Origin of the sequence: Alicyclobacillus sendaiensis NBRC 100866 (assembly GCF_001552675.1) — a bacterium.
GTDB classification, from domain to species: Bacteria; Bacillota; Bacilli; order Alicyclobacillales; family Alicyclobacillaceae; genus Alicyclobacillus; species Alicyclobacillus sendaiensis.
Genome location: NZ_BCRQ01000078.1, coordinates 1 through 11346 on the forward strand (window position 1 = coordinate 1; position 11346 = coordinate 11346).

The 11346-nt window shown below is 62.0% G+C and carries 9 protein-coding genes and 1 CRISPR repeat array; of the genes, 2 read left to right on the forward strand and 7 right to left on the reverse strand.

All coding sequences use genetic code 11. The features are described from left to right. Nucleotides 1-140 precede the first annotated feature (140 nt). Nucleotides 141-622: direct repeats of the CRISPR family, unit length 37 nt; unit sequence GTTGATCCGCCGAGATCGTCGGCGGCCCCATTGAAGC. Nucleotides 623-626: 4 nt separating this feature from the next. From AS26_RS12355 to AS26_RS12380, 6 genes are all read right to left on the reverse strand, one after another. Beyond that, nucleotides 627-1853 (reverse strand): MFS transporter, encoded by a 1227-nt coding sequence (locus tag AS26_RS12355; RefSeq protein ID WP_062310020.1) that lies wholly within the window; start codon nucleotides 1851-1853, stop codon nucleotides 627-629. A gap of 196 nt (nucleotides 1854-2049) precedes the next feature. Next, nucleotides 2050-2967, reverse strand: coding sequence for an ABC transporter permease (locus AS26_RS12360; RefSeq protein ID WP_062310023.1), 918 nt, complete (start codon nucleotides 2965-2967; stop codon nucleotides 2050-2052). A 36-nt stretch (nucleotides 2968-3003) separates the two neighbouring features. After that, nucleotides 3004-4077, reverse strand: coding sequence for an ABC transporter permease (locus AS26_RS12365; RefSeq protein WP_062310025.1), 1074 nt, complete (start codon nucleotides 4075-4077; stop codon nucleotides 3004-3006). Further along, nucleotides 4074-5594 (reverse strand): ABC transporter ATP-binding protein, encoded by a 1521-nt coding sequence (locus tag AS26_RS12370; protein ID WP_062310038.1) that lies wholly within the window; start codon nucleotides 5592-5594, stop codon nucleotides 4074-4076. The genes AS26_RS12365 and AS26_RS12370 overlap by 4 nt, the downstream gene beginning before the upstream one ends. A 75-nt stretch (nucleotides 5595-5669) precedes the next feature. Next, nucleotides 5670-6743, reverse strand: coding sequence for a BMP family lipoprotein (locus tag AS26_RS12375; RefSeq protein ID WP_062310028.1), 1074 nt, complete (start codon nucleotides 6741-6743; stop codon nucleotides 5670-5672). A gap of 371 nt (nucleotides 6744-7114) precedes the next feature. Beyond that, nucleotides 7115-8440, reverse strand: a complete 1326-nt coding sequence (locus AS26_RS12380; protein WP_062310031.1) for an MFS transporter — start codon at nucleotides 8438-8440, stop codon at nucleotides 7115-7117. Between the two features lie 196 nt (nucleotides 8441-8636). On the opposite strand from AS26_RS12380, the gene AS26_RS12385 reads away from it, so the two are divergent. Together AS26_RS12385 and AS26_RS12390 are read left to right on the forward strand one after the other, a co-directional pair. Then, on the forward strand, nucleotides 8637-9170 hold the full coding sequence (locus AS26_RS12385) for a cysteine hydrolase family protein (protein ID WP_062310041.1): 534 nt from the start codon (nucleotides 8637-8639) through the stop codon (nucleotides 9168-9170). 18 nt (nucleotides 9171-9188) lie between these two features. Beyond that, nucleotides 9189-9821, forward strand: a complete 633-nt coding sequence (locus AS26_RS12390; protein WP_062310033.1) for an MBL fold metallo-hydrolase — start codon at nucleotides 9189-9191, stop codon at nucleotides 9819-9821. A gap of 66 nt (nucleotides 9822-9887) precedes the next feature. Here AS26_RS12390 and AS26_RS12395 read toward each other — a convergent pair whose 3' ends face one another. Continuing rightward, nucleotides 9888-10307 (reverse strand): acyl-CoA thioesterase, encoded by a 420-nt coding sequence (locus AS26_RS12395; protein WP_062310036.1) that lies wholly within the window; start codon nucleotides 10305-10307, stop codon nucleotides 9888-9890. Nucleotides 10308-11346: the final 1039 nt, after the last annotated feature.

Sequence of the window (11346 nt, forward strand, 5' to 3'; positions counted from 1 at the left end):
AAATTCCGCGTGGGGACTGGATTTTTGGGCGGAGAGAGGGTATCATGAGGGCAGTTGGAAGTGGTGGAAATGAGCCGCTGAGAAGAGGTTCGCGATTTTGGGCTGAGATCCCGCGCGGGGAGCGGAGTCAGGAGCGTGGCGTTGATCCGCCGAGATCGTCGGCGGCCCCATTGAAGCCTCACTTAAGTATCCCTAACTATCCCTACATACCTACGTTGATCCGCCGAGATCGTCGGCGGCCCCATTGAAGCGCGGCACGCCGGCTCGCTCAATCGCACGGTACCAGGCGTGAGTTGATCCGCCGAGATCGTCGGCGGCCCCATTGAAGCGAAGTCAAAATAATACGTAGGCAAGGATCGATACAGGTTGATCCGCCGAGATCGTCGGCGGCCCCATTGAAGCATTTCGTCCTGCCGCTTGTCGTAGCGGCGTTTCCAGCTGTTGATCCGCCGAGATCGTCGGCGGCCCCATTGAAGCTACGGATATGACCTTAACTCCGCCTATCCCTATGCGTTGATCCGCCGAGATCGTCGGCGGCCCCATTGAAGCAGGTGGTTCGACTTGGGTTACCACTTCGAATGGATTGTTGATCCGCCGAGATCGTCGGCGCCCCATTGAAGCCGATGTCAAGCTTCTATCTTCCTAAAATCACCCCGTGAGCCAAGCCAGCATCCGAATACTGCAATGGTCATACCGACCAAGGCAATGGCGTGCGAAGGGCTGAGCCATCTGCCCAACAGGCCGCCGAGCCACGAACCGAGCGGCGGGCCAAGTGCAATGAGTGCTCCCCGTAGGCCCATGATGCGTGCCATGACCTGCACCGGCACGGAGCGCTGGACCACGGTCCGCGCCAGCGGTGGATACCCGCCAAACAGGACGCCAGCGCATGCGAGGACCACGTAAAGCATCGAGAAGGCGTGGATCCAGAACAGCTGCGCGAACGCCGCGCCCCATCCAATGACCATCATCGCCATCACGACGCCGGTCCTGCGTCTCTTGGAGATCCAGCTGCTCCACGCCGCCCCAGCCAGCGAGCTGATGGCGTAGGTGGTCCAAAGGCTGCCGAGCATCCAGGCATCGCGACCAAACTGTCGGTGGGTCAGGAGAGGCAGCTCGATGTCAAGCGCGCCGTACGCCAGATTGAGCGCCCACACGCCGACGGTGATCCACCAGAGCGGGCGCAGCGTGTACAGAGTCTTCATGGCCTCGAGGGTGTTTTGCACAAACGATCCCGCCGCTTGACACATCGTCGTCGGCACATTTCTTGCCTGTCCTGGTATTTCTGCCAGTCCAACACATAACGCCGCGAGCCAAAATGAGGTTGCATCCGCGAGCAAGGCCACGGAGCTACCTGCGCGCGAGATAGCGAATCCGCCGAGGGCCGGACCCAGAATGGTCGCGCCATTCCACATAATGTCCATCAGCGCATTGACGGAGGCTAGCTCATCGCCCGCGACAAGAATCGGGATGACGACGCTCCAGCCGATGGTCGAAAACGGCGTAAGGCAGCCTGCCGCAATCGCGAACATCAGAAGCGCCCACACGGGAAGCGCGTGCACCCATTGCAGCACGGCGATGGATGCGAACAACGCGCCGAGGATGAGATGGGATCCCACGAGGGCCCGCTTGTGAGATATGTGGTCCAGGACATGCCCAACGGCGGGGCCGAGCGCGACCGCCGGCAGGCCGAAGGCAAGACCTAGCCATCCCATGGTCTGCGCGCTCTCGGTCATGGTCATCGTGGACCACAAAAGACCCATCCAGCCCGCCTGATCGCCCAAAACAGACACGCCATCCGCCATCATGAAAAGTGCCAGACCGCGGCGTTGGAACCACGACCCGTATGTCCTCATGTTCAGTTGTCACCTCGTCAGGAGCCCCCTGCTGGAAGCTCGCAAATGGTTGCAGACGGGGCTTCCCCCGACGAGATGGATCAAATGAGCCTGTGCATCCGAACGGCTCCCTTCCGCCAATCTCCAAAACATTGTATCGCAAGCTCACAAAAAAGCGCCGCTCCCACGAAGCGACGCCTCTACTTTATTTTCCGCCTTATCTCCTCGGTTCGTACGGAATGCCATCCGCTGCCGGGGGCGTGGATCGGCCAATCAGCCCGGTCAGGGCGAGGATGGTCAGTGCGTACGGGATCATCTGCAGGATGTTCGACGACACGCCGTGGCCTTGCAGCACGATGCCGAGCGCGGTGGAAAAGCCGAAGATGAGCGCTGCGCCGAACGATCCGAGCGGCGTCCACTTGCCGAAGATCATCGCGGCGAGCGCAATATACCCGCGGCCGCTCGTCATGTTTGACGTGAATCCGTTCAGGATGCCGATGGACAGGTACGCCCCGCCGATGGCGGAAAACACGCCGCTCAGGACGACACCCAAATAGCGCAGCCGCCAGACGGGAATGCCGAGCGTGTCTGCCGCGAGGGGATTTTCGCCGACGGATCGCATCCGCAGTCCTAGCCGCGTGGAGAACAGGAACCAGTGGGATAGGAAAATCAGGACGATCCCGACGTACACGAGCACGCTTTGGTTCGTAAAAATCACGCCGATGTACGGGATGTGGTCCAAACCGGGGATGCTCACCGACGGCAGCTTCGGCGTGTTGACGGGGGTGCCGTTGTACCCGAAGAGCGTGTTAAGCAGGAACGTCGTGAGTCCTGCTGCAAAGATGTTGATGCCCATGCCGAGCACCGTTTGGTCGGCGGATACGTGGATTGCGCCCCAAGCGAGCGCGAGCGCGGTCAGGGCGCCGCACACGATGGCGGCGAAGAGCCCGACCCAGGCGTTGCCCGTCCAGTACGAGAAAGCCACGCCGAAGAACGCGCCGATGAGCATGATGCCTTCCATCGCGATGTTGACGACGCCCGTGCGCTCCGAGAACGTGCCGCCGACGGCCGGGAGCGCGAGCGGTATGGCCATGGACAAGGTGAGCGCCCAAATTTCGGGGTTGGAGAAGATCATCCGTGCGCCTCCTTTCGCAGTGCGAGAATCAGCTCGTCAGCTTGCAGGCGTCTGGGCTCGGGCGGAGCGGCGCCGCCGGTACCAACCGATGACCTGCGGGATGATGCGCTCGCAGCCCACAAAGAAGATGATGAGGCCGGTCAGCACGTTGGTGAGCGAAGCCGGAACGTTGGAGACGATTTGCATGTTCTGGCCGCCCGTGGTGAGCGCGCCGAAAAAGAGCCCGGATATCACGACGGCGAGCGGGTTGTTGCGCGCGAGCAGCGCCACCACGATGGCCGTGTAGCCGTAGTTTGACGAAAAGCCGTCCAAAAGCTGATGATCCACGCCGAGCATCTGCACCGCCCCGGCCAGGCCGGCGAAGAGCCCAGAGAGCGCGAGTGCGATGATGATGTACAGCTTGACGCGGATGCCGGCGTATTTCGCCGCGCGCGGGTTCAGGCCGACGGATCGCAGGGAGAATCCGAGGGTCGTCTTGTACAGCAAAAACCACGCCACCAACACCGCCAGCGCCGCAATCAGCATGGAGATGGGCGACAGCTGGGATCGCGCAAACCCTTGCGTGAAGTAGGGAAATTGGGTGTTCGACGCGATGAGCGGCGACTGAGGGATGTAGCCCTTCTCCTGCATCGGTCCGCCCTCGATGAGGTAGCGCGCGAACAAAATGGCGATGTAGCTCATCATCATGGTGGTGATGACCTCGTGCGCGCCGACAAAGGCCTTCGTGAGCCCGGGGATCACGCCGGCCCACAGTGCGCCTGCCACCATGCCGGCGGCGAGGCAGAGGAGCATGTGCAGCCAACCCGGCAGGGACGTGAAGTGGTAGCCCACCCACACAGCCGCCGTCGCGCCAATCCAGTACTGTCCGTCCGCGCCGATGTTGAACAGCCCGCTCTGAAACGAGAGGGCAATGCCAAGCCCAATGATAATGAGTGGCAGGCTCGCCGTGAGCGTGTTGCCCAAATTGCCCAGGCTGCCGAACGCGCCCGAGATGAGCGATCCATACACCGATACCGGGTTATATCCGAGTGCCGCCACCAGGATGGCGCCAATGGCGATGGCCACCAGGCTCGCGGCCACGGGCAAGAGAATCGACTGAAGTGCCTTCACGCCGTCCCCTCCTTCGCGCGCCGGCCCGTCATCATGAGGCCGAGTTGCTCGCGCGTCGCCTCCGCTCTATCCACCACGCCGACGATCTCGCCGTCATGCATCACGGCGATGCGATCCGACAGGCTCAAAATCTCGTCCAGTTCGAGCGAGATAAGCAATACTGCTTTCCCCTCGTTGCGCAGCCGGACGAGCTGGCGGTGCACACCTTCGATGGCGCCCACGTCGAGCCCTCGCGTCGGCTGAGCCGCCAGGAGGATGAGCGGATCTCGCGACACTTCGCGCGCCAAAATGACCTTTTGCTGGTTGCCGCCCGAAAGCTCGGAGGCCTTGCGGCGGAAGTCGGGAGGGCGCACATCGAACGCTTCAATCAGCCGCTTCGCGTACGATTCGGCCGCGCGCCGGTTCAAGATGCCGCGCCGCGAAAACGGCGGCCGCCGGAAGTCGCGGAGAATGATGTTGCTGGCGAGATCGAACGAGAGAACGAGACCATCGAGCTGGCGATCCTGCGGCACGTACGCGATGCCAAGCTGCGTCCGCTCCGCGGGGGAGAGGTGCGTGATGTCCCGCCCGTCGAGCACAATCTGCCCCGCTTCCGCGCGCAGCAGGCCCGCGATGGCGTCCGCCAGCTCAAACTGGCCGTTTCCATCGATGCCCGCGATGCCGAGAATTTCGCCGCGCCGGACGGTCAGGGTCACGCCCTTGACGCGCTCGTGCCGATCCGCCGACCGGACGCGCAAATTTCGCACCTCGAGCACGGGCGGTCCGGCCTCCATGGGCGGCTTCTCGACGCGCAACACGACTTCACGGCCCACCATCAGGTTGGCGAGCATCTGCGGCGTCGCACCTTTCGTCTCGAGCGTCTCCACCGTCTTCCCCGCGCGCATGACGGTGACGCGATCGCTGATTTCCAAAACTTCGTCCAGCTTGTGGCTGATGAAGAGCACAGGTACGCCTTCGGCTTTCAGCGCGCGAATGATGTTGAACAACTCCCGCGTCTCCTGCGGGGTGAGGAGCGCAGTCGGTTCGTCGAGGATGAGCACGCGCGCCTTGCGGTAGAAAGCCTTGAGAATCTCGACGCGCTGCTGCAGGCCGACCGTGAGATCGCCCACCTTCGCGTTGGGATCGATGGCGAGGCCGTAGCGCTCGGACAGCTCTCGCACGCGCCGCACCGCTTCTCGCCGGTCGAAGCGGACGCCGCCCGGTTCGTCCCCGAGGACGACGTTTTCGGCGACGGTGAGCGCCGGAATGAGCATGAAGTGTTGGTGCACCATGCCAATGCCGGCGAGAATGGCGTCGCGCGGGCTGCGGAAGTGGACGGGCTGACCGAAGAGCCGGATCTCGCCGGAGGTGGGCTCCAGGAGGCCGTAGATGACCTTCATGAGCGTGGACTTGCCGGCGCCGTTTTCGCCGAGGATGGCATGCACTTCTCCCGCATGCACGGTGAGGTTCACGCCGTCATTCGCCTTGACGCCAGGGAACCATTTTTTGAGGTCCACGACTTCCAACACGGGTTCCAAAGCCGGGATCGCCTCCAAAAGGGAAAGCTCCGTGGGAGAGAAGGGCGGTGCGCCGGAGCACCGCCCTCTCGCCGATCACTTCTGCACGGTGGCCGACACCTGAATCTTGCCGCTCAAGATTTCCTGCTTCGCCTGATTGACCGCGTCCGTCACTGACTTGGGCAGACCCGAGATGAGCGGCGCGATGCCGATGCCGTTGTTGGAAAGGTCGAAGTTGTTCACGCCGCTCTTGAAGGTGCCATCCTGCACGGCCTTGATGGTGTCAAAGACGGACGTATCGACGCGCTTGATGGCGCTCGTGATGACGGTTCCGGGCGCGAGATACGACTGGTCCGTGTCCACGCCGATGGCGTACACCTTCGCGCTCTGCGCAGCCTTAATGGAACCGATGCCCGCGCCGCCGGCGACAGGGAAGATGATGTCGGCGCCTTGTGAAATCTCGTTCTGCGCGTACTGGCTGCCGGCGGCCTCATCGTTGAACGAGTTGGTGTATTCGACCAGGACTTTGCCGGTCGGATCGACGCTGTGAAATCCCTGTTGGAAGCCGGCGATGTACGAGTCGACGGGCGGGATCTCTTGGCCACCGATCACGCCGACCGTGTTGTGGTTGTTGATGTTCTTCAGCAGGTGATCTTTTTGCACCATGCCGGCGACGACGCCCGCGAGGTAGCCGGCCTGCTGCGACTGGAAGATGGCGCTCGCGACGTTCGGGATGCCGGTGATGCTGTCGTCGATGATGAGGAAGTGCGTCTTCGGATACTCCTTGGCCACTTGTTGCACCGCGTCCGCCATGAGGTAGCCCACGGCAATGACAAGGTTGTACCCGTTCTGCGCGAAGTGGCTCAGGTTCGGGACGTAGTCGGACTCCGACTGCGACTGCACGACGCTCGTCTGGATGTTGGGCAGCTGTTTCTGCGCCTCCTGCATGCCGACGTACGCCAAGTGGTTGAAGCTGTTGTCGTTCAGGCCGCCGGTGTCGGTCACGAGGCCCACCTTGATGGTCTTGCCGCTCGTCGAGGTGGTGTTGCCGGTGTTGCCGCTGTTACTAGTGTTGCTGGAACCGGACGACGAGTTGTTGGTGCCGCAACCTGCGACCAGTGCGGCCGCGGCGACGATGGCCAAGCCGCTCTGCCAAATTCCCTTCTTCACGCGAACCCCCCCTTGTGAATGGATCCCATCAACGCAAGCATTTGCTGCCGAGCATGTTTCCATGCTCGGAACCATTCGACGCTGATTCGACAAGGATCGACCAATCTCCTGTGTCAATTCGCTGGATCTTGGCTTGGATTCGAGTCCATGTTGCACAAAGGACTTGAAGACGAAAGCGCGCGAAGGTACGGGGAATTGCGAGTTGCGGGTTGTCGAGGCCGAGGGGCCGCACCAGACGCCAGTTTCGCAGCACGGTGCGGCCCTTGAACCTGCGCGGCCGAGGGGCATGTCCCCCTCCCGCGCAACGAGGTGGCAGATCCGTCGCCGGAGGCAGAGACGCGGACGGACGCCTTGAAGATGGCGGTCGATGCTTACGTGTCGATCTCGCCCGAAGCCACGTCCAGACTCGCACCCTTTCCGGTCTCGTATCCACCGATGAACCACGCGATGGCTCCGGCGAGCCCAATGGCCCAGATGAGCGCGTTGAACATGGTGTACGCCGTGATCCCGAAGTTTTGCGTGATGTAAATCGTGGCGATGTAGAGTCCGATGCTGACAAAGCGCACCAAGGCCGTGTAGGTGCCGCGCCGTTTCGTCGGCCACACCTCGCCTTTGAGCGTGTCCTCCGTCAGATACCCGATGTTCACGAACACGTTGAGGACAATGAGCAGCAACCAGAAGAGCGCCAGGCTCTTGGACCAGACAGGGATGGTGGCCCAGATGACCAGCGTCATGAGGAAGGAACCGAGATACCCAATGAAAAGAAGCCACTTGCGGCTCCACCGGTCAGCCCACAGGCCGAAGAACCCCGAGACAAAGCCCGTGCCCGTCGCCACGAGAATGATGGCCGCGTTCAGCTTCGGGAAAAAGTGCGGACCCAGCACATACGTCATGAGGCCGAAGCCGGCCGATCCGGCAAACGAGATGGTGAGCGTTGTGAAGAGCTTCAGCCCCAGGCCCACGCGCTTGGCCCGCGTTGCATCCGATGCCTGCGCCGCCTCCGTGGCGCGTCGAGCCGCCTCTTGCCGCGCCTGGTACTCTTCCCACCCATAGAACTTTTCGATCTCGGCCCGGGCGCGATCGTGCTGGCCGGTTCGCTCGAGCCAGCGGATGGACTCCGGGGTGTTGCGGCGCGCGAAGAACAGGATGACGAGCACCACGAGAAGGGTCAGGGCGATCATCGCCCGCTGGAAGGCCACGTGTTGATATGCGGTGGAAAGCGCCACGAGGCCCAGAATGACGCCTCCCAGGTTGATGAAGTTGAGTTCGAGCATCATGGTCTTGCCGCGGTGTTTGTGCGGCATCATCTCGTGGGACACGGCCATGATGGTGTTCATTTCACCGCCCGCGGCGAAGAGGAGCATGGCGAGAAACAAGAGGATGAGGGCGTATTGGTTGCTGAAGACGAGTCCGATGGCGCCGAGGCCGTAGAGCGCCATAGTGGTGTAGAACGTGTTCTTCCGCCCGACGCGATCAGCCAACGGCCCAGCGACCGCAATGCCGATGATGAGCCAGATGGGCGACCACGCGAGCAGGAGCGACTGAAGTGACTTCGGCATCGGTACCCACTGTGTGGCGACGCTCGAGAGGCTGAAGATGTAGTTCTCGAGCAGCATACCGAGCCCGAACGACCAAAACAGCCAGCTGTCGGTTCGCGTCCAGTGTTCCTCGCGAACCGCCTGCGGTGCGCTTGACATCGCTTGCATCTCCCTTCAGATGAGGACAGGTCCATTGTACGCCTTTCCACGCAAGTGGACGCGCCCATTTGGGTCGGGGCCGCGTTTGGGCGTATCATGGCCTTGAACGATACGGATGGCGCGATCGCGGCAAATCGCGTGAGCAGGGAAGGGGACGGATCACGTGGCAGATGTGAAGCACACCGCGCTTCTCGTGATGGACGTGCAGAACGGGATTGTCTCACGCTACCTGCAGGGGGAGGACACGCTTCGCCCGTTTCAGGAGGCCGTGTCGGCTGCGCGCAAAGCGGGCGTCCAGGTCATCTTCGTGCGGGTGGGCTTCAGCGACGGGTTTCCCGAAGTGAGCCCGCGCAACAAGATGTTTTCGCATCTCGCGCAAGCCGGCAACATGACGGTGAGCGCGGACACGACGCAGATTCACGAGTCAGTTCGGCCCGAGGCAGGCGAGCCCGTGGTCACGAAGTACCGCGTCAGCGCGTTTGCGGGCAGCAATCTCGAGGTCATCCTGCGCGCCAAGGACATCACGCACCTCGTGCTCTGTGGCATCGCCACGTCGGGCGTCGTGCTGTCCACGCTGCGCGAGGCGGCGGACAAGGACTACCAGCTCACGGTGCTGAAGGACGCCTGCCTGGATGGCGATCCCGAAGTGCACCGGGTGCTCGTGGACAAGGTGTTCCCGCGCCAGGCCGACGTGATGACCGTCGCGGAGTGGGCCAAGACGCTCGCGTGAAGCGGGGAGGCGTGAGGCGTGGAGATTGCGCCGAAGATTCACCTGTTGGAGTGCACCAAGGGAAGCTACAGTTATCTTGTGCTCGGCGACGAGCCGGTGCTGGTTGACACCAGCATGCCCGGGCGGGCGGACCAGATGGTCCAAGCGCTCGCGTCCCTCGGCCTCAAGCCGGGCGATCTCGCCCACATCGTCCTGACCCACCTGGACGTGGATCACATCGGCAACGCCAAGCGGCTGAAGGAGCTCTCCGGCGCGACGCTGTGGGCGCCCGCGCCGGACATCCCGTACATCGAGGGCACGGCGAAGCCGAAGGGCGTGCGCCGCGCGATTGCCGGGCTGATGCGCGTCGAGCGGCCGAAGGTGGACCGCGCGCTCGAGCCGGGCGCTCGCGTCGGGGGCCTCGAGGCGGTGCCCGCGCCGGGGCACACGCCCGGGCACGTCTGCCTCATTGCGCGCGACACGCTCCTCGCGGGCGATCTCGTCACCACCCGCGGGGGCCGGCTGAAAAAGTCGCCATCCTTTCTCACCTGGGACAAGGCGGCGCTCCGGCGGTCGCTCGCGGACGTCGGCCGCTTGTCGTTTGACTGGGTGTGCCCCGCGCATGGCGATCCCGTCCGGCGCGGATCGCTCTGGGACGCACTCTTGCAGTGACCGAGGACTGGGCCGTGCAGCGACGGTGCGGGGGCGGCGAGGCGCGGAAGACGCGCCTCGTTTCGCTCACACGCCGACGTTCGACTCCTCGCGCTCCCGCACGTAGGGCAGGAGCTTCTCGCGCGCCCAGTCCGGCAGCGGCGCGGATTTGCGCTTCTCGAAGTCGTAATGGACTACCACCGCGGTGCCCTCACACAACACCTCGCCACGGACGCTCACGATTTGGCAGAAGAATTCGAAGCTTGACCGCCCGAGCCGCGTGAGCCAAGTGCGCGCCACCACGTCTGTGTGCTCGGGATAGCGCGTCTCCTGGCGGAAGTCGATGTGCAGCGAGGCGATGACGAGCGGCAGCCGCTGGCCCGGGAACACCTCCTGCAGGAAGGAGATGCGCGACTCCTCCATGTAGGTGGCGTAGACCGCGTTGTTCACGTGGCCGTTCAAGTCAGTGTCGCTGTAACGAATATGAATCGGCGTTTCATGGATCAAACTGCATTCCTCCTGTCGGTTGTGTCGCCTTTCTCTGCGATCCATTGTAAACTGTAAACGAAGTCCACACCTAGGGAGGCATCCATCTGCGCCGAATTCACCGGCTGCGCGCGGCAGTCGCCATAGTCGCCTCTGCGGGATGGCTGATTGGATGCGGGAGCCCCACCGGGTACCAGCCGCAACCCCCTGCCCCTGAAGTATCTTAATTTTGGCAAATTATGCAGATCCGCGTCCCTGAGGATGTTGCCCAGCGATTCGTGATGGACTTGGGCCTTGCAACCCGGGAAAGGCAGGGGACTATAGTTTCTGGATGTCCGCCCTAACATAGCGAGCGCTGGGAACCCGCCATCATGCATCGCTCTATGAGCTCGTGATTCCGAACTGCTGCAATATCGCGTTGCCATCGACGACGGTGACTTACGGTCACGCGAGCAACAGTCTCGTTCAAAAGGTCGATTTTGAACAGGACGAGAGCAACGCTGTTTTCTATATCTCGGCGTCACAACCCCTGCAGTGGTCTCAGACGGCGACCGATGCAAAACACCAGACGGTCTCGCTCGTGTTTGTTCCCGTTGCCTCATAAAGCGAGCGGGAGGCTGGGGCTTCTCGATGGACCGTCAACCACGCGTCACCCGGGGAGATACGCATGGCAGTCGTGACCGGCGTCATTTCAGACCTGTTGTTGATGCTATGGTTTAGCCTCTGCCTCTTGTTCCTAGCAATCAACCGGTTCTGCGGGAGAATCAAGTGTAAGGTCGGTTTTATGTTTCCTAGGACATGTGTGGCGAGGGGTTACCAACTATCGAGCAAAAATCACTAGTACGTCCACGCCAAGGCCGAGGGTGAGACATGAAACATGATAGATAACAAAAGGAAACGATCTGCCTAAAGTATCTTGACATACAGAATTGTTCATTATTATTTTTAATACAAGCAAGAAATATCCTCGATATGTTGGGTTCGGAGTTAGAATAGAGAGAGGCATGGATATGTCGAACGTGTCTTCAGGTATGTATTTCGAAAAACTAATGGTAAAGAA

Coding starts and splice junctions, on each gene's coding strand:
- AS26_RS12355 (WP_062310020.1), bottom strand. CDS start 1,853: ATGAGGACATACGGGTCGTGGTTCCAACGCCGCGGTCTGGCACTTTTC.
- AS26_RS12385 (WP_062310041.1), top strand. CDS start 8,637: ATGGACGTGCAGAACGGGATTGTCTCACGCTACCTGCAGGGGGAGGAC.
- AS26_RS12380 (WP_062310031.1), bottom strand. CDS start 8,440: ATGTCAAGCGCACCGCAGGCGGTTCGCGAGGAACACTGGACGCGAACC.
- AS26_RS12360 (WP_062310023.1), bottom strand. CDS start 2,967: ATGATCTTCTCCAACCCCGAAATTTGGGCGCTCACCTTGTCCATGGCC.